Origin of the sequence: Streptomyces sp. NPDC093094, assembly GCF_044754345.1 — a bacterium.
GTDB lineage: Bacteria > Actinomycetota > Actinomycetes > Streptomycetales > Streptomycetaceae > Streptomyces.
This window is the reverse complement of sequence record NZ_JBIVOX010000011.1, coordinates 131,527-149,695: the sequence shown is the minus strand read 5'-3', so window position 1 is coordinate 149,695 and position 18,169 is coordinate 131,527. Positions and strand designations below refer to the sequence as shown.

General features: G+C 74.1%; 18 protein-coding genes. 11 read left to right on the top strand and 7 right to left on the bottom strand.

Going from position 1 to position 18,169, the window contains the following annotated elements:
• Positions 1-7: 7 nt before the first annotated feature.
• The 10 genes from ACIQGV_RS24305 (at position 8) to lgt (ending at position 8,594) form a co-directional block, all read left to right on the top strand.
• Positions 8-1,486, top strand: coding sequence for an anthranilate synthase component I (locus ACIQGV_RS24305; protein ID WP_402497312.1), 1,479 nt, complete (start codon positions 8-10; stop codon positions 1,484-1,486).
• 72 nt (positions 1,487-1,558) lie between these two features.
• Positions 1,559-2,209, top strand: coding sequence for a TIGR02234 family membrane protein (locus ACIQGV_RS24300; protein WP_402497310.1), 651 nt, complete (start codon positions 1,559-1,561; stop codon positions 2,207-2,209).
• Between the two features lie 156 nt (positions 2,210-2,365).
• Entirely contained in the window at positions 2,366-2,635 is a 270-nt protein-coding gene (locus tag ACIQGV_RS24295; protein WP_402497307.1) for an HGxxPAAW family protein, read from the top strand.
• A gap of 155 nt (positions 2,636-2,790) precedes the next feature.
• Entirely contained in the window at positions 2,791-3,237 is a 447-nt protein-coding gene (locus ACIQGV_RS24290; RefSeq protein ID WP_402497304.1) for a DUF2752 domain-containing protein, read from the top strand.
• 139 nt (positions 3,238-3,376) lie between these two features.
• Complete coding sequence (gene trpC / locus ACIQGV_RS24285; RefSeq protein ID WP_402497301.1) at positions 3,377-4,186, top strand: indole-3-glycerol phosphate synthase TrpC; 810 nt, start codon at positions 3,377-3,379, stop codon at positions 4,184-4,186.
• 18 nt (positions 4,187-4,204) lie between these two features.
• Positions 4,205-4,381: a tryptophan biosynthesis modulator TrpM gene (gene trpM / locus ACIQGV_RS24280; RefSeq protein ID WP_402497298.1), complete on the top strand. Its 177-nt coding sequence runs from the start codon at positions 4,205-4,207 to the stop codon at positions 4,379-4,381.
• Between the two features lie 134 nt (positions 4,382-4,515).
• Positions 4,516-5,799, top strand: coding sequence for a tryptophan synthase subunit beta (gene trpB, locus ACIQGV_RS24275; protein ID WP_402497295.1), 1,284 nt, complete (start codon positions 4,516-4,518; stop codon positions 5,797-5,799).
• A complete protein-coding gene (gene trpA / locus ACIQGV_RS24270; protein ID WP_402497293.1) occupies positions 5,796-6,614 on the top strand; it encodes a tryptophan synthase subunit alpha in 819 nt (272 codons plus the stop codon). Before trpB ends, trpA begins: the two co-directional genes overlap by 4 nt.
• 78 nt (positions 6,615-6,692) lie before the next feature.
• On the top strand, positions 6,693-7,466 hold the full coding sequence (locus ACIQGV_RS24265) for a DsbA family protein (RefSeq protein ID WP_402497291.1): 774 nt from the start codon (positions 6,693-6,695) through the stop codon (positions 7,464-7,466).
• An 81-nt stretch (positions 7,467-7,547) separates the two neighbouring features.
• Entirely contained in the window at positions 7,548-8,594 is a 1,047-nt protein-coding gene (gene lgt, locus ACIQGV_RS24260) for a prolipoprotein diacylglyceryl transferase (RefSeq protein WP_402497288.1), read from the top strand.
• A gap of 66 nt (positions 8,595-8,660) precedes the next feature.
• Here lgt and ACIQGV_RS24255 read toward each other — a convergent pair whose 3' ends face one another.
• The 7 genes from ACIQGV_RS24255 to ACIQGV_RS24225 are packed head-to-tail and all read right to left on the bottom strand — an operon-like array spanning position 8,661 to position 16,817.
• Positions 8,661-9,485, bottom strand: coding sequence for an HpcH/HpaI aldolase/citrate lyase family protein (locus ACIQGV_RS24255; RefSeq protein ID WP_402497286.1), 825 nt, complete (start codon positions 9,483-9,485; stop codon positions 8,661-8,663).
• Positions 9,482-10,717, bottom strand: coding sequence for a CaiB/BaiF CoA transferase family protein (locus tag ACIQGV_RS24250; RefSeq protein ID WP_402497284.1), 1,236 nt, complete (start codon positions 10,715-10,717; stop codon positions 9,482-9,484). The genes ACIQGV_RS24255 and ACIQGV_RS24250 overlap by 4 nt, the downstream gene beginning before the upstream one ends.
• Positions 10,714-11,607 carry a ribokinase gene (gene rbsK / locus ACIQGV_RS24245; RefSeq protein WP_402497282.1) on the bottom strand — a complete coding sequence of 298 codons (894 nt, stop codon included), beginning with the start codon at positions 11,605-11,607 and terminating at the stop codon, positions 10,714-10,716. Before rbsK ends, ACIQGV_RS24250 begins: the two co-directional genes overlap by 4 nt.
• On the bottom strand, positions 11,604-12,965 hold the full coding sequence (locus tag ACIQGV_RS24240) for an ADP-ribosylglycohydrolase family protein (protein ID WP_402497279.1): 1,362 nt from the start codon (positions 12,963-12,965) through the stop codon (positions 11,604-11,606). The genes rbsK and ACIQGV_RS24240 overlap by 4 nt, the downstream gene beginning before the upstream one ends.
• On the bottom strand, positions 12,953-14,131 hold the full coding sequence (locus tag ACIQGV_RS24235; protein WP_402497277.1) for an ADP-ribosylglycohydrolase family protein: 1,179 nt from the start codon (positions 14,129-14,131) through the stop codon (positions 12,953-12,955). Before ACIQGV_RS24235 ends, ACIQGV_RS24240 begins: the two co-directional genes overlap by 13 nt.
• 8 nt (positions 14,132-14,139) lie before the next feature.
• Complete coding sequence (locus ACIQGV_RS24230; protein ID WP_402497275.1) at positions 14,140-15,711, bottom strand: ADP-ribosylglycohydrolase family protein; 1,572 nt, start codon at positions 15,709-15,711, stop codon at positions 14,140-14,142.
• Positions 15,708-16,817, bottom strand: a complete 1,110-nt coding sequence (locus tag ACIQGV_RS24225) for an ADP-ribosylglycohydrolase family protein (RefSeq protein WP_402497273.1) — start codon at positions 16,815-16,817, stop codon at positions 15,708-15,710. Before ACIQGV_RS24225 ends, ACIQGV_RS24230 begins: the two co-directional genes overlap by 4 nt.
• Positions 16,818-17,091: 274 nt before the next feature.
• On the opposite strand from ACIQGV_RS24225, the gene ACIQGV_RS24220 reads away from it, so the two are divergent.
• Entirely contained in the window at positions 17,092-17,823 is a 732-nt protein-coding gene (locus ACIQGV_RS24220) for a VIT1/CCC1 transporter family protein (protein ID WP_402497272.1), read from the top strand.
• Positions 17,824-18,169 lie beyond the last annotated feature (346 nt).

The following is an 18,169-nucleotide window of genomic DNA, read 5'->3' as shown; positions in this document are numbered from 1 at the left end:
AGCCGCCATGGACCTCGAGACGTTCCGCAAACTGGCCGTCGACCGCCGTGTCGTCCCGGTCACCCGCAAGCTCCTCGCCGACGGCGACACCCCCGTCGCGCTCTACCGCAAGCTCGCCGCCGAGCGCCCCGGCACCTTCCTGCTGGAGTCCGCGGAGAACGGCCGCTCGTGGTCCCGCTACTCCTTCGTCGGCGTCCGCAGCGCCGCCACCCTGACCGCCCGGGACGGCCAGGCGCTCTGGCTCGGCACCCCGCCGGTCGGCGTCCCGGCCGACGGCGACCCGCTCGCCGCGCTGCGGGCCACCGTCGAGACGCTGCACACCCCCCACCAGGAGGGCATGCCGCCCTTCACCGGCGGCATGGTGGGCTACCTCGGCTACGACATCGTGCGCCGCCTGGAGAAGATCGGCCCCGGCGAGCGCGACGACCTGAGGCTCCCCGAGCTGACCATGCTCCTCACCAGCGACCTCGCGGTGATGGACCACTGGGAGGGCTCGGTCCTGCTGATCGCCAACGCGATCAACCACAACGACCTCGACACCGGCGTCGACGAGGCGTACGCGGACGCCGTGGCCCGCCTCGACGCCATGGAGGCCGACCTGGCACGCCCGGTCGCCCAGCCGCCGGCCGTCCTGCCGCCCTCCGAGCTGCCCGGGTACACCGCGCGCTGGGGCGGCCCCGACTTCCAGGCGGCCGTCGAGGACGTCAAGGAGCGCATCCGCGCGGGCGAGGCGTTCCAGGTGGTGCCCTCGCAGCGTTTCGAGACCCCGTGCACCGCGAGCGCGCTCGACGTCTACCGGGTGCTGCGGGCGACGAACCCCTCGCCGTACATGTACCTGTTCCGGTTCGAGGGCTTCGACGTCGTCGGCTCCTCCCCGGAGGCCCTGGTCAAGGTCGAGGACGGGCAGGCCATGCTCCACCCCATCGCCGGCACCCGGCACCGCGGGGCCACCCCGCAGGAGGACCAGGCACTCGCCGAGGAACTGCTCGCCGACCCCAAGGAGCGCGCCGAGCACCTGATGCTCGTCGACCTCGGGCGCAACGACCTCGGCCGGGTCTGCGAGCCCGGCTCCGTCGAGGTCGTCGACTTCATGTCCGTCGAGCGGTACTCCCACGTCATGCACATCGTCTCGACGGTGACCGGCAGGGTCGCTCCCGGCCGCACCGCCTTCGACGTGCTCACCGCCTGCTTCCCGGCCGGCACCCTCTCCGGTGCGCCCAAGCCGCGGGCGATGCAGATCATCGACGAGCTCGAACCGTCCCGGCGCGGCCTGTACGGCGGCTGCGTCGGCTATCTCGACTTCGCGGGCGACTCCGACACCGCCATCGCCATCCGCACCGCCCTCCTGCGGGACGGCACGGCCTACGTCCAGGCCGGCGCGGGCATCGTCGCCGACTCCGACCCAGTCGCCGAGGACCAGGAGTGCCGCAACAAGGCCGCCGCCGTGCTGCGTGCGGTGCACACCGCCAACCGGTTGGGCAAGTAGCCCGCTTCCGGCGGAAGTGGGGCGCTTCTCACGGCAGCCCCGGGTGACGGTCCACCCGGGGTTCGGGCGATAGTGGGGTACGTGACTGCTGTACCTCACCCCCGTACCGAAGCCGTAGGACCCGCGCGGTCCGGACGCCGCAGCCTCGCCCTCGCCCTGCTGTTCGGGGCGCTCGGCGCGGCCGTGGTCCTGCTGGGCACCCGGCAGCGCTGGTCGGAGGGCACCGCGACCGTGGCCGGCGGCGCCTTCCCCCTGACCGCCAGGGGCAGCGACGTCACCGGCGTCCCCGCCGCCCTCGCGATCGTCGGGCTGGCCGCGCTCGTCGCCGTCTTCGCCGTCCGCAGGGCCGGCCGGCTGCTGGTCGCCGCGCTGCTCGCGCTCTCCGGCGCGGGCACCGTCGCCGCGGCCCTCGTGGGCGCCTCCGACAGCGCCGCGCTCGACGAGCAGGCCGCGCAGGTCTCCGGCGACACCTCCGCCACGGTCGGCTCCCTCAGCCACACCGCCTGGCCCTACGTCGCCGCCGTCGGCGGGCTGCTGCTTCTGCTGGCCGGCCTGCTCGCCCTGCGCTACGGCCGGCTGTGGCCCGCGATGTCCGGCCGCTACGAGCGCTCCGGGGCCGCCCGGGCACGCCGTCGCCCCGCCGCCACCGACCCCGACCGGCCCGAGGACCTGTGGAAGGCCCTCGACCGCGGCGAGGACCCCACCGGCCCCGAACAGGCATAGAAACCCCACGGGCACCCGCGGCCCGGACCGCCCGTCCCGATGTGGCGCATCAGACGCCCCCGGGGAGCCACCCCCGCGTCCGGCACGCCCGCGCGTACGGGACAATGGACGGCGAGCGTCAGGCTCACACACGCACACAGCTACGAGGAGCAAGCAATGGCGGACAGCAGCCACGGTCACACCCCGGCCGCCTGGACGGGTGTCATCATCGCCTTCATCGGTTTCACCGTCGCGGGCGCCTTCATGGTGATGGACAACCCGCTCGCCTTCTGGGGCGGCATGGCGATCGTGGTCCTCGGCGGTGTCGTCGGCGTCGTCATGCGCTCCATGGGCCTCGGTGCCCCCAAGGCCGAGCCGCTGGCCATGGTCAAGGCTCCCGCGGTGAAGCCGGCCGTGACCCGCGAGCCGGTGGCCGTGGAGGGCTGAGCCCCGTACGCCGCGCCCGAGCGGCTGCGTGACGTTCGCAGCACCAGCACACGCCGAAGGGGCGGCCCGACGACCCGGGCCGCCCCTTCGGCACGTCCCCCGCAAGGCTGCCCGTGAGGCCGTCCGCACGCGCCGCCGGCGTTCTCGGGGGCAGAATGCGAGGCGTGAACGCCGACGGCCGGCCCACGGCCCCCACCGCCACCGGCAGGCCGCTGCTGCGGCTCGCCGTGCCCGCCGGAGTGCTCGCGGCCGTCGCCGGGGCCTTCGCCTACGTCGGGGCGGTCGATCCCTACGAACCCGGCCACTACCCCGTCTGCCCGCTGCTGCGCTTCACCGGCCTGTACTGCCCCGGCTGCGGCGGACTGCGCAGCGCGCACGCCTTCGTGCACGGTGATCTGGCGGCCGCGCTCCAGGCGAACGCCCCCGCCGTCGCCGCCTACCTCGGCTTCGCCGCGCTGTGGACCGTCTGGGTGGTCCGTGCGGCGCGCGGCAGACCGCTGCGGATCGACCCCGGCCCCGCGCACCTGTGGGCCGTCGGCGCGTTGTTGCTGGTCTTCACGGTTGTCCGGAATCTTCCCTTCGGTGGCTGGCTGCATCCTTGATCGCCGGTGGAACGTCCAGGTAGTGGGACCGCCGTCAACCGGATGCGAGCCCTACGCCTTCCTCCGGATACCATCACAGTGACCATTGCACTGCCCCTGGTCGCAGGAACTGTCAACCGTCTGGAAGGGGGCCGCTCGCGTGAGTGTGCTCGACGAGATCATCGACGGAGTCCGTGCCGACCTCGCGGAGCGGCAGGCGCGCGTCAGCCTCGACGAGCTCAAGGAGCGCGCTGCGAAGGCCCGTGCCGCCAAGGACGGGGTCGCCGCCCTGCGCGGTGAAGGTGTCAAGGTGATCTGCGAGGTCAAGCGTTCCAGCCCGTCCAAGGGCGCGCTGGCCGCGATCGCCGACCCGGCCGGGCTCGCCGCGGACTACGAGGCGGGCGGCGCGGCCGTCATCTCCGTGCTGACCGAGCAGCGCCGCTTCGGCGGTTCGCTCGCCGACCTGGAGGCCGTCCGCGCCCGCGTCGACATCCCGGTCCTGCGCAAGGACTTCATCGTCACGTCGTACCAGCTGTGGGAGGCCCGCGCGTACGGCGCCGACCTCGCCCTGCTGATCGTCGCCGCCCTCGACCAGCCGGCTCTGGAGTCGCTGATCGAACGGGCCGTCTCCATCGGTCTGACCCCGCTCGTCGAGGTCCATGACGAGGAGGAGGTCGAGCGCGCGGTGGACGCGGGCGCCAAGATCATCGGCGTCAACGCGCGCAACCTGAAGACGCTGGAGGTCGACCGCGGCACGTTCGAGCGGGTCGCCCCGGAGATCCCCGACAGCATCGTCAAGGTCGCCGAGTCCGGTGTCCGCGGACCCCACGACCTGATCGCCTACGCCAACGCGGGCGCCGACGCCGTGCTGGTCGGCGAGTCCCTGGTGACCGGCCGCGACCCGAAGTCGGCCGTCGCCGACCTGGTGGCGGCGGGCGAACATCCCGCATTGCGGCACGGCCGTAGCTGATCACCCGGTAGGGTTCGGATGATGACTCCGACGACCTCTGTGACGGCCACGGACCGGTACGCGCGCCTGGCGCGCGGCTGCCGGCCGCGCGGTTGCCGTGCCCCCGCCCGCCGGGTGCACGGCCGCAGGGTGCGGTACGTCATCGGGGACGAACCCGGACAGGTGAACGGCCGTCGATGGCAGCGCGCCCTTTAGGGGCGCGGGGCTCTGCCTGATGTGCGGCTTCCGCCGCGCGGGCGCGACAGGCCATGGACGGCCGTCGACCGCCCGACAAAGCCCTGCCCCCACGGCGATCAGTGCATTCCGCATACTCACCGTGAGGTTTCCGCATGCCCAGTACCTGCTTCGTCCCTGACCCGGAGGGTCAGGTCCCCTCGGCCGAGGGCTACTTCGGCGCCTTCGGCGGCAAGTTCATCCCGGAGGCCCTCGTGGCCGCCGTGGACGAGGTCGCCGTCGAGTACGACAAGGCCAAGAACGACCCCGAGTTCGCCCGGGAGCTCGACGACCTGCTGGTGAACTACACCGGCCGGCCCAGCTCCCTCACCGAGGTCCCCCGGTTCGCCGGGCACGCCGGCGGCGCCCGGATCTTCCTGAAGCGGGAGGACCTCAACCACACCGGCTCCCACAAGATCAACAACGTCCTCGGCCAGGCCCTGCTCACCAAGCGCATGGGCAAGACCAGGGTCATCGCCGAGACCGGCGCCGGACAGCACGGCGTCGCCACGGCCACGGCCTGCGCGCTGTTCGGCCTCGACTGCACGATCTACATGGGCGAGATCGACACCCAGCGCCAGGCCCTCAACGTGGCCCGGATGCGCATGCTCGGCGCCGAGGTCGTCGCCGTGAAGTCCGGCAGCCGCACCCTGAAGGACGCCATCAACGAGGCGTTCCGCGACTGGGTCGCCAACGTCGACCGCACGCACTACCTCTTCGGCACCGTCGCCGGACCCCACCCCTTCCCGGCCATGGTCCGCGACTTCCACCGGGTCATCGGCGTGGAGGCCCGCCGCCAGCTGCTGGAGCAGGCCGGACGCCTGCCCGACGCGGCGGTCGCCTGTGTCGGCGGCGGCTCCAACGCCATCGGCCTGTTCCACGCCTTCATCCCCGACGGCGACGTACGCCTCATCGGCTGCGAACCGGCCGGGCACGGTGTGGAGACCGGCGAGCACGCGGCGACCCTGACCGCCGGCGAGCCCGGCATCCTGCACGGCTCACGGTCCTACGTGCTGCAGGACGAGGAGGGCCAGATCACCGAGCCGTACTCCATCTCGGCCGGTCTGGACTACCCCGGCATCGGCCCGGAGCACTCCTACCTCAAGGACAGCGGCCGCGCCGAGTACCGCGCGGTCACCGACGACGCGGCCATGCAGGCGCTGCGTCTGCTGTCCCGCACGGAGGGCATCATCCCCGCCATCGAGAGCGCCCACGCCCTGGCCGGCGCGCTGGAGGTCGGCAGGGAACTGGGCAAGGACGGGCTGATCGTCGTCAACCTGTCCGGCCGCGGCGACAAGGACATGGACACCGCCGCGCGCTACTTCGGGCTGTACGACACCGACGCCGAGGTCGCGGCCGACGCCGCCGACACCGCCGAGATCGCGGGGGACGCCAAGTGAGCGGGAACATCCAGCTGCTGACCGACACGCTCGCCTCGGCGAAGTCCGAGGGGCGTGCCGCACTCATCGCCTACCTCCCGGCCGGGTTCCCGACCGTGGACGGCGGCATCGAGGCGGTCAAGGCCGTTCTCGACGGCGGCGCCGACGTCGTGGAGGTGGGCCTGCCGCACAGCGACCCGGTCCTCGACGGCCCGGTCATCCAGACCGCCGACGACATCGCCCTGCGCGGCGGTGTGAAGATCGCCGACGTCATGCGCACCGTCCGCGAGGCGTTCGCGGCGACCGGCAGGCCCGTGCTCGTGATGACGTACTGGAACCCGATCGACCGCTACGGCGTCGAGCGCTTCACCGCCGAGCTGGCCGAGGCGGGCGGCGCCGGGTGCATCCTGCCCGACCTGCCCGTGCAGGAGGCGGGCCTGTGGAGGGAGCACGCCGAGAAGCACGGCCTCGCGACGGTCTTCGTCGTGGCGCCCAGCAGCAAGGAGGAGCGGCTGCGCGAGATCACCGCGGCGGGCAGCGGCTTCGTCTACGCCGCCTCGCTGATGGGCGTCACCGGCACCCGCGCGTCCGTGGGCGCGCAGGCCCAGGACCTGGTGGAGCGCACCCGTGCCACCGGGACCGGTCTGCCCGTGTGCGTCGGCCTCGGTGTGTCGAACGCGGTCCAGGCGTCCGAGGTCGCCGGCTTCGCCGACGGCGTGATCGTCGGCTCCGCCTTCGTCAAGCTGATGCTGGACGCCCCGGACGAGGCGGCCGGGCTGCGGGCCGTGCGCGACCTCGCGGGCGACCTCGCGAAGGGCGTGCGCGGACAGGCGTGACGGAAGAATTCGGTCACTCGAACGGGTGGACCTGGGACCGGGGAGGCGCGCTGCGCCTCCCCGGTTCGTTTCCGGGGTGTGAGCGAGAAGAATCGTGACGGAAAGCGCAACGCCCGGGAGCGGCTGGCGGTCGAGCGCGAGAAGCAGAAGGCCGCCGACAAGCGCCGGCGCGCGCTGATCGTGGGCGCGAGCGTGGTCTGCGTCCTGGGCCTCGCGGCCGTGATCGGCGTGGTCGCGGCGAACGCGGGCAAGGACGACGGCAGCGACAGCGCGGGCCCGGTCGTGGCGCCCTCGGGGGCCCAGGGCAAGGACAGCCTGGCCATCCCGGCCGGCAAGGAGAGCGCCGGGTCGACGCTCACGGTCTGGGAGGACTTCCGCTGCCCGGCCTGCAAGGCGTTCGAGACGGCGTACCGCCCCGTGATCCATGAGCTGACGGCCGCCGGGAAGCTCAAGGTGGAGTACCACCTGGCCACCATCATCGACGGCAACATGGGCGGCACCGGCTCCCGCACGGCGGCGAACGCCGCGGCCTGCGCCCAGGACGCGGGCAAGTTCACGCCGTACCACGACGTGCTCTACGACAACCAGCCGCCCGAGACCGACGACGCCTTCGCCGACGAGGACAAGCTCATCGAGCTGGCCGGCAAGGTCGACGGCCTGGACACGCCCGAGTTCCGCGCGTGCGTGCAGGACGGCCGGCACAACAGCTGGGTCGAGAAGTCCAACGAGGCGTTCCGCGACGGCGGGTTCCGCGGCACGCCCACGGTGCTGCTCGACGGCAAGGACATCTACCAGGACCAGACGATGACACCGGCCAAGCTGAAGCAGATGGTCGAGGCCGCGCAGCAGTGAACCGCCGCCCCGGCCCGTTATGGACCCGTAGCCGGGCCGCCCGCCGTCGGGCCCGCCCGGCACGATAGCGTCGACCCTGCCATGGAACTTGCCTACATTCCCAGCCCGTCGCGCGGGGTGCTGCACCTCGGTCCCGTCCCGCTGCGCGGCTACGCGTTCTGCATCATCATCGGCGTCTTCGTAGCCGTATGGCTCGGCAACAAGCGCTGGATCGCCCGCGGCGGGCGGGCCGGCACCGTCGCCGACATCGCTGTCTGGGCGGTGCCGTTCGGTCTGCTCGGCGGCCGGCTCTACCACGTGATCACGGACTACGAGCTGTACTTCAGCGAGGGCCGTGACTGGGTGGACGCCTTCAAGATCTGGGAGGGCGGCCTCGGCATCTGGGGTGCCATCGCGCTGGGCGCGGTGGGCGCGTGGATCGGCTGCCGCCGCCGCGGCATCCCGCTGCCCGCCTACGCCGACGCCGTCGCACCCGGCATCGCCTTCGCGCAGGCGATCGGCCGCTGGGGCAACTGGTTCAACCAGGAGCTCTACGGACGCGAGACCGACCTGCCGTGGGCGCTGCACATCACCTCCGCGACGGACGGGCGGGAGCCGGGCTACTACCACCCGACCTTCCTCTACGAGTCGCTGTGGTGCATCGGTGTCGCGCTGCTGGTCATCTGGGCCGACCGGCGCTTCAAGCTGGGCCACGGCCGTGCGTTCGCCCTGTACGTCGCCTCGTACTGCGCGGGCCGCTTCTGGATCGAGTACATGCGCGTCGACGACGCCCACCACATCCTCGGTCTGCGGCTGAACAACTGGACCGCGCTGCTGGTGTTCGTGCTGGCCGTGGTCTACATCGTGGTCTCCGCGAAGAAGCGGCCCGGGCGGGAGCCGGTCGTCGAGCCCGGTGCGCAGCCGTCGCCCGAGCCGGACGCCGAGGGCGCCGGGAAGGACGCGGGCGGCTCCGAGGAGCACGAGGACGAGGCGGCCGGGAGCGACCCGGAGGACGCCACGAACGACGACGCGAAGAACGCCGGCGCGAAGAACGACACGCAGGACGAGACGAAGGACGACGCCGGGAACGAGGCCGAGAAGGCCGGGTCCGCGGCGGAGCCGGAGTCGGAGTCGGCCAAGAAGGGCTGACCGTCGGTCCCACCGCGACAAGGGCGCCCGGGAATCCCGGGCGCCCTTCGGCGTGCGAGGGGGCGGTCAGCGGCGCCGGGCCAGCGACAGGGTCGTCCTGGCCGCCGCCACCACCGCCGCGTCGATGAAGGTGCCGTCCGACAGGGCCTGGGCGCCCTCGTGCTCGGTGGCCGCCTTGATGATCCGCTCCGCGTGCTCGATCTCCCGCTCGGTGGGCAGATAGGAGCGCTCGATGATCGGCAGCTGGCGCGGATGGATCGCGGCGCGGCCGAGGAAACCGAGGGCGCGGCCATGGGCGCAGCTGGTGGTCAGGCCCTCCAGGTCGCGGGTGTCGGGGTGCACCGACTGCGGCGGCGCCGGGAGACCCGCCGCACGTGCGGCCACGATGATCCGGGAGCGCGACCAGTCGAGCCCGCCGTCCTCCCGCACCCCGAGGTCGGCGCGCAGATCGGTCTCGCCCAGGCCGATGCCGCGCAGCGCCGGATGGGCGCCGGCGATGGCATGGGCCCGCTCCACCCCCAGGGCCGACTCCAGCAGCGCGTACAGCGCGGGCCCGTCTCCGGCGCCGGATGCGGTCCGCTCGGCGACACGGGCGATCTGCCCGGGGGACGTGACCTTGGGCAGCCGCAGCCCCGACAGGCCGGGCAGCGCGGCCAGGGCCCGCAGGTCGGCCCCGGCCTGCGGGCCGTCCAGGGCGTTGACCCGGACGTGCACCGGCTTTGGCCGGGGATCGGAGAGGAGTTCCGCCGTGGCCGCGCGGGCGTATGCCTTGCGGTCGGGGGCGACCGCGTCCTCCAGGTCGACGACGACCACGTCCGCGCCCGCGACCAGCGCCTTCGCCACCACCTCGGGCCGGTCGCCGGGCACGTACAGCCAGGTCAGCGGAATCACAGGGCCCCCTCCTCGCGCAGGGCGGCCAGCTCGCGGGCGGTCAGGCCCAGTTCGGTCAGGACGGCGTCCGTGTCGGCGCCGTGCGGCCGGCCGGCCCAGCGGATCGCGCCGGGGGTCGCGGAGAGGCGGAAGAGGACGTTCTGCATGCGCAGGGAGCCGAGTTCGGGGTCGTCGACGGTGGTGACGGTGTCGAGGGCCGCGTACTGCGGATCGGCCATCACGTCCCGGACGTCCTGCACGGGGGCGATCGCCGCGTCCGCCTTCTCGAACGCCTGGAGGACCTCGGTGCGGGTGCGCCCGGCGATCCAGCCGCCGACGGCCGCGTCGAGGACGTCGCTGTGGCGGGCCCGGTCGGCGCCGGTGGCGAACCAGGGCTCGTCGATCAGGTCGGGCCGGCCGATCAGGTGCATGACGCGTTCGGCGACGGACTGGGCGGAGGTGGAGACGGCGACCCAGGTGCCGTCGGCGGTGCGGTAGGTGTTGCGCGGTGCGTTGTTGGCGGAGCGGTTGCCGGTGCGCGGCTGGACGTAGCCGAGCTGGTCGTACCAGGTGGGCTGGGGCCCGAGGACGGCGAGGATCGGCTCGATGAGGGCCATGTCCACGACCTGCCCCTGGCCCGTGCGGTCGCGGGCGGCCAGCGCGGTCATGACGGCGTAGGCCGTGGCCAGGCCCGCGACGGAGTCGGCCAGGCCGAACGGGGGGAGCGTCGGGGGCGCGTCCGGTTCGCCGGTGATCGCGGCGAAGCCGCTCATGGCCTCGGCGAGGGTGCCGAAGCCGGGGCGGTGCGAGGAGGGGCCGAACTGCCCGAAGGCGGTGACCCGGGTGAGGACCAGCCGCGGGTTGACGGCCGAGAGGTCCTCCCAGCCCAGGTCCCAGCGCTCCAGGGTGCCCGGGCGGAAGTTCTCGACGACGACGTCCGCGGTGGCGGCCAGCCGGAGCAGGGTGTCCCGGCCGCCGGGCCTGGACAGGTCCAGGGTGATGGTCCGTTTGTTGCGGCCGAGCACCTTCCACCACAGGCCGATCCCGTCCTTGGCGGGGCCGTGTCCGCGGGAGGGGTCGGGCTTCGTGGGGTGCTCGACCTTGACGACCTCCGCGCCGAAGTCGCCGAGCAGCGTGGCGGCGAGCGGACCGGCGAACAGGGTGGCCAGGTCCAGGACCCGCAGACCGGACAGGGGAGCCGGGGCGCAGGGGCCCGCGGGGGCGGACGGGGGAGCGGTCCCGGGAGCCGTCATGAGGTGAACTGCGCGTCGATCTCGGAGCGGTAGGGCATCGACGTCGACGCCCCCTCCCGCTGCACCGACAGCGCCGCCGCCTCGGCCGCCCAGCGCAGCGCCTCCGGCATCGGCCGGCCCTCGCCGAGGGCGACCGCGAGCGTGCCGACGAAGGTGTCCCCGGCGGCGGTGGAGTCCACGGCGGTGACCTGCGGCGCGGGCACGGTCACCGGTTCCGCGCCGCGCGCGGCGTAGAGGCAGCCCGCCGGGCCGAGGGTGACGATCACCTCCGGCACCTCCTCCAGCAGCGCGACGGCGGCCGAACGGGGGTCGGTGCGGCCGGTGAGGGTGGCCGCCTCGTGCTCGTTGGGCACCAGCAGGTCGACGGCGTTGAGGAGTTCGATCGGGAGCGGCTGGGCGGGGGCCGGGGTGAGGATCGTGCGGATGCCGTGGGCGCGGGCCGCCTGCGCCCCCGCGAGGACGGCGGGCATCGGGATCTCCAGCTGGAGCAGGAGCGCGTCGGCGTTGGCGATCAGGCCCTCGTCGCCGGGGGCGAGATGGTCGACGGTGCCGTTGGCGCCGGGGATCACGACGATGGCGTTGCCGCCCTCGTCGTCCACCACGATGTGCGCGGTGCCGGAAGGGCCCTCGACCGTGCGCAGATGGTCGGTGTCGACGCCGGAGTGCTCCAGGACGGAGCGCAGGCGCGCGCCGAAGGAGTCGTTCCCGACGGCGCCGACCATCGAGACCGTGGCGCCGGCGTGGGCGGCGGCGATGGCCTGGTTGGCGCCCTTGCCGCCGGGGACCGTGCGGAACTCCCGGCCGGTCACGGTCTCCCCGCGCTGCGGGGCCTTCGGGACGTACGCGACGAGGTCCATGTTGGTGCTGCCGAGGACGGCGATATGGGTCATGGGCGGGATGCCTCCAGGTGCGTGAGGTGGGCGAGGGCGTCGAAGCCGGTGCCGTCGAAGTCGGCGACGGAGGTGGCGAGGCGGTTCTTCAGCGGGGCCGTCCAGCGTTCGGGCAGGGCGGCGGGGGAGCCGGCGAGGAGGGCGGCGACGCTGCCGGCGGTGGCGCCGTTCGAGTCGGTGTCCCAGCCGCCGGAGACGGCCCGGGTGACGGAGCCGGTGAAGTCGCCGCCGGCGTGGGTGAGGGCGGCGGCGATCAGCGCGGTGTTGGGGACGGCGTGGACCCAGTGGGCGGTGCGGTGCGTGGTGTGGAGCGCGTCCACCACGTCGTCGAAGCCGGCTGTCGTGCGGGCCAGTGCGACGGCGTGGACGACCGCCCGCGCCAGGCGTGAGCGGGGCGGCACGACCGTCAGGCCGGTGCGCAGGCAGGTGTGCACGTCGTGGGTGCCGGTGGCGGCGGCCGCGACGACCGCCGCCGTGAACATCGCCGCGTAGACGCCGTTCGCGGTGTGGGTGAGGACGGCGTCGCGGTGGGCCTGGGCGGCGGCGGACCCGGGGTCGCCCGGGTTGGTCCAGCCGTGCACGTCGGCGCGGATGAGGGCGCCGATCCACTCGCGGAAGGGGTTGCGCCGGCGGGCGGTGTGCGGGGGCTCGATGCCGGAGAGGAGGTTGCGGTAGGCGACGCGCTCGGCGGTGAAGGTGCGTCCGGCCGGGAGTTCGTCGAGCCACAGCCGGGCCACGTCGGCGGTGGTGAAGTCCCTGCCGTGGCGCTGCAGGAGGAGGACGTTCAGGAGGGGGTAGTTGAGGTCGTCGTCCTCGGGCATGCCGTCGATGTTCTCGGCGAGCGAGGTGGTGGCCGAGCGGCGGTTCCAGGGGTGCTCGGCGAGGAGGTCCGCGGGGACCCCCCGGGCGGTGAACCAGGTGCGCAGAGGCCAGTTCCCGGCGGCTTCCGCGAGCCGGCGGATGCCGTCGAGGGGGAGCTTCTCGACGGGTTTGCCCAGGAGGCAGCCGGCGGCCCGGCCCAGCCAGGCGGCCTCCAGCGCGGCCGGGGAGACACGGCCGCGCCCGTGGCCGGTGTCCGGCCAGTCGGGGCACAGGGCCCTGATCCGGGCCAGGTCCGTCGGCTCGCTGTCGGCCAGGCGGCTGGGCAGGTCGGCCAGTTCGTCGAGCAGGTCCTCGGCCAGGGTCCGCAGATAGCGGGAGGCCGGCCGCGGGGAGGCACCCGCCCTCCCGGGGGCCTGTGCGCCGCCCGCGGCCCGCCATCTCGCCGCGATCGCCGACGGCTCGCGGCCGTCCTGGGCCGCCTGGGCGAGTTCATGGCCGATCAGGTCCTCGGGCTGGACCCAGGTCAGTCGGAGCACGCGGTGCCTCCCAGGGCGGCGAAGGCGCGTTCGTGGGACCTGCGGCGGCGCACGTCCCGTCCGAAGATCTCACGCGTGACCTCGGTGAGCGTCGTGGCCGGGGCCCACAGATCCAGACGGCTGGCCTCCGCGACCGTCTTGGACCAGTCCTCCGGGGGCGGGGAGCCCAGGGCGCCGGCGAGCGCTCCGGCCATCGTGGCGATGGAGTCGCAGTCACGTCCGTAGTTCACCGCGCCGAGCACCGCGTGGCGGAAGTCGCCCCCGGCGACCACCAGCATGCCGAGCGCGACGGGGAGTTCCTCGATCGAGTGGAGGCGGGAGGGACGGCGGGCGCCGAGGGAGGGGGCGCGGTAGTCGGGTCCGACCGTGTCGTACGGGGCGACGGCCTCGCGCAGCGGGACGAGGGCCGACTCGAAGTCCGTGTACCGCGCGGCCGTCTCGCAGACCTGCTCGATCGCGGTCCGGGTGCCGTCCTTGGCCAGGGCCAGACAGCTTCCGACGACCGAGTCCGGGCCGGCGCCCGGGACGCACGCCGCGGCGACCGCCGCCGCGAACACCCCCGCCGCCTCACGGCCGTACGACGACTGGTGGGCTCCGGCGACGTCCAGTGCCTCGGCGTAGGCGGCCGCCGGGTCGGCCGCGTTGACCAGGCCGACGGGGGCCATGTACATCGCCGCGCCGCAGTTGACGATGTTGCCGACGCCCGCCTCGCGGGGGTCCACATGGCCGTAGTGGAGCCGGGCCACCAGCCACTTCTCCGCGAGGAAGATCCGCTGGAGGGGGAGCGCCTCGGCCTCCAGCTCCGGGATCCAGCGGGGAGTGGTCATCAGGTCCGGGACCAGGTGCTCGGCGACGGCGTGGGCGTCGAGGTGGTCACGGACCCTCGCGTACACGCGGACCAGGGCGTGGGTCATCAGGGTGTCGTCGGTGACGTGTCCGTCGCCCTTGTGGTACGGAGCGACCGGGCGGGCCGTGCGCCAGGCGTCGCCGTGCCAGGGGCCGACGATCCCGTGGACCCGGCCGCCGTGGCGTTCGGTGATCTGCTCGGGGGTGTATCCCTCGACGGGGCCGCCGAGGGCGTCGCCGACGGCCGCGCCGACCAGGGCGCCGGTGATCCTCTCGTCCAGGGTGTGGGCTCGGCCTGCTTCTGCTCCTTTGGGCGTCATGCCCCGAATCATCCTCCTGGCGGGGCCGGTTGCGCGGCTTCCAGGAGTTCGGCGAGTTCCACCAGGTCGGTGCCGGTGAGACGGGGGAGGGCGCAGCCGGAGAGGACGCGGCAGGCGTCGCGCCAGGGGGCGGGGACCGACCGGCCGCCGCCGAGCGCGCCGGTCAGGGCGCCCGCCAGGGCCGGGGCGGAGTCGGCGACCCGGGAGAGACAGGCGGCGGCGGGGACCGCCTCGGCGATACGGCCGTCGGCGGCGACGGTGAGAGCGAGGGCGACGGGGACGGTCTCGGCGGCGGCGATGCCGTAGCTGTAGACGTGGTCGACGATCTGGTGCTCCAGGAGGGGGAGCAGGGCGAAGGCGCTGCCGGCGTCCCGCGCCAGCCGCAGCGCGTGGCGGGCGTTGCGGCCGATCTCCGTGCCCTCGGGCAGCTCCGTCAGGGCGGCCGCCGCGCAGTCCCCGGCGCCTGCTCCGCCCAGGGCGAGACCGACCGCCGCCGCCATCGCGCGGGCGCCGTGGACACCGTCGCCGTCCTGGGTGTAGCGGGCGTCGAACTCGGCGAGGGCGGCCGCGCGTACGGGGTCGCCGGGGTGGGCGGCCGCGAGGACGCAGGCGCGGACGCAGGCGGCGTCGTCGAAGTAGTGCGGATTGTCGTGGCCGGTGGCGGGCGGGCGCAGACCGGCGGCCAGGTTGCCGAGGCCCGCCCGCACGGAGATGCGGGCGCGCAGGGGGACGACGGCGGACTCCACCTCGGGGGCGCGTTCCGCGGCCGCGGCGACCTCGGCGGCCAGGGCGTTCCAGGTGAGGTCGATGGCCGCCCGCGTACGGCGGTCCCGGCTGATGTCGCCGAGCGCGGTGTCGTCGCCCGCGCGCAGGAGCGCCTCCGCGGTGAAGGCCGCCCACTCCGCGTCGTCGGAGGGGCCGAGGCGGAGCGGCTCGGGGGGCTGGTTGAGCGCGATGGGGACGGGCAGGGTGGTGGTCGCGTTCTGCTCGGCGAAGGTGTCCAGTTCCCGGGTGAGGCGGCGCGTCCAGTCGGGCATACGGGCGGCCCGGTGGCGCGCGGCGGGCCATCCGGCGGCGTCCCCCGCGGCAAGTCCCAGCAGCAGTCCCTCGATCCGCCGCATCCGCATCGGACCGGGCGCCCGTGCCGGGTCGGCTGCCTCTGCCGGGAGGGCCGTACCTGTGCCACCGGCCGCGCTCACGGGGCGCGGCGACCGCGCGGAGGCCGCCGGATGCGTCCGTCCGGCTCCGGTCACGGAGGCCGCCGGGCGTGTCCGTCCTGTTCTCGCGGAGGGTCTTGCCGTGCCCGGCGCCGCCGGGGTGGTCCGCCCGGTCCGGGACGCGGGTGCCGCCGGGTGTGCCGTGGCGGCCGGGTTCGGTGCGACGGCGGGAGGGGCCGTGCCGGTGGGGGCCGGTGACCGGGGCGGGCGCGTCGCACGTGCCGGGCCGGCCGGCGGTTCTTCCGCCGTCGCGTCCGCCTCCGGCTCGTCGCGGCCGTCCCGCTCCTCATGCGGGGGCGTCGTGGTGCCGCTCGGGAGGAGCGTGGGGCCGGGGCCCTCGTCCCAGGGGCCGGGCGGCCTCATCGGGCCGGGCCCGTCGTCTCGTCCGCCGCCAGGGCGAAGGTGCGGCGGTCCGGGGAGGCGTGGGTCTCCTCCGCTTCCTCGGGCCCCTCCGCTTCCTCGGGCCCCTCCGGTTCCCCGGGGGTCAGGAGGTCCGCCACCTCCAGGACGTGATGGCCGGCCATGGACGGCAGGCAGCTGCCCCGGGCCGGGCCGATGGCGGCGGCCCAGTCCCCGGGGATCGCGCCCGCGCCCCGGGTCGCCCCGGCGAGGGCACCCGCCACGGCCGCGGTCGTGTCCGCGTCCCGGCCCATGTTCACCGCCGTGAGCACCGCCTCGCGGAAGTCCCCGTCGGCGGCGGCGTAGGCGCCGAAGGCCAGGGCGACGGCCTCGGGCGCCAGATCGGTCCAGGGGTAGCCGCCGATCACGACCGCCGAGCGGACCGCCCGTTCGCCCCGGTGCGCGACCGTCACCGCCCGGCGCAGGGAGCGGGCCGTCCAGGAGTCGTCCGGGACGACCGCCAGGGCCGCGGCGACCACCGCGACGGGCGGGGCGCCCGCCATCGCCGCCGCCACGCCCGCCGCGACGGCCTGGCCGCCGTAGATGCCCTCGCCGTCATGGCTGACCGACCCGTCGATCGCCACCAGGCGGGCCGCTTCGGCGGGGCGGCCCGCGGCGAAGACCCCGAAGGGGGCCGCGCGCATGGCGAGGCCGTCGCTCCAGGCGTGCCGGTGCTGGGCCGAGATGGGGGCGGCGAGCCCCCGGCGCAGGTTCTCCAGCGTGCCCCGTTCGCTGAAGCCCGCACCGCGGAACGGGCCCTCGTCGCGGTCGGCGATCCACTCGTGCCAGGCCGCCTCCACATGGGCCGGGGTGAGGGCCGAGCCGTGGCGGGCCAGGAGGAGGCCGGAGAAGATCGCGTACTCGGTGTCGTCCGTGCCGGACGGGTTCTCGGCGACGTAGCCCGTGATGCGGCCCCAGCGGGCACGGATCTGCGACGGCTTCAGGTTCTCGGCCGGTGCCCCGAGGGCGTCACCGACGGCGAGGCCGAGAAGGGCGCCGCGGGCCCGCTCGCGGAGTCCGGCGGCGTCCCCGGGCGCCGGGGCCGACGGGATGCAGGCGGTGGATGCCATACGCGGCCTCTGTTCCTGAGGGGGGCCGCACAGGGCGCGGACCCTTTGCGGATATGTCCCACCGTCAGCGGTTGACCCCAGCCTCGTCCGTCCCACTGTCACCCGGTCGACATATGTGCTGACTATCGCTCGGGTGAGCGTTCGAGCACAAAACCGCAGGTTAGCCCAGCCTTTCCTTGCTGGCGGGCAGGAATTCCGGACCGTAGTGTGGGTGTTGTCGAAAAGTAGAACTCATCCAAAGTTAGCTTTGGCTAAGCTCAATGGGGGATCCCGGATGGCCGTCATCGAGACCGAGGCGGTGCTGCACGAGGCGCACCGCGACAACCACACCCACCGCGACGTGAACGGCGGCTGGCTGCGCCCGGCCGTCTTCGGCGCGATGGACGGCCTGGTCTCCAACCTGGCCCTGATGACCGGTGTGGCCGGCAGTTCCGTGAGCCAGCAGACCGTCGTCCTCACCGGCCTCGCGGGCCTCGCCGCGGGCGCCTTCTCCATGGCCGCCGGCGAGTACACCTCCGTCGCCTCCCAGCGCGAGCTGGTCGAGGCCGAACTGGACGTCGAGCGGCGCGAGCTGCGCCGGCACCCCAAGGACGAGGAGGCCGAGCTGGCCGCGCTGTACGTCTCCCGGGGCGTGGAGCCGGAGCTGGCCCGCCAGGTCGCCCGGCAGCTGTCGAGGGATCCCGAGCAGGCCCTGGAGATACACGCCCGCGAGGAACTGGGGATCGACCCCGGCGACCTGCCGTCCCCGGCGGTCGCGGCCGTCTCGTCGTTCGCGTCCTTCGCGCTGGGCGCGCTGCTGCCCGTGCTGCCGTATCTGCTCGGGGCGAGCGCGCTGTGGCCGGCCGTGCTGCTCGCGCTGCTCGGACTCTTCGCGTGCGGGGCCGTGGTCGCCAGGGTGACCGCGCGCAGCTGGTGGTTCAGCGGACTGCGCCAGCTCGTGCTGGGCGGCGCCGCGGCCGGTGTGACATATGTCCTGGGCAGCCTGTTCGGAATCGCCGTAGGATGACCTGGCTGAACTTATGCGTCGGGTCGCATAAGTAGCCGTTACTCGTTGGTTTCGAGCACATGACCACGGGGCATGAGCCGTAAGCGCTGTGGGCAATGAGGCCCGCGACGCACTCGCGGGAAGGGCGACGGAGCCCCGTCCGCTCTCCCGGGCCGAAGGACATCGATCTGTCCGCGTCGGCCCCCACACACTTGACCGCCAAGCGCGGTACCTGCGCCGATACCCGCGGCGTCCGCATGCTGGAACGGACTATCCCGGTTTCCGAGAACCGCTCCATCATGTAACCTGCACGAAATTTTGCACCCCCACGCAGAGGGCCAACGTCGTCCCTCGGCACCAGCACATG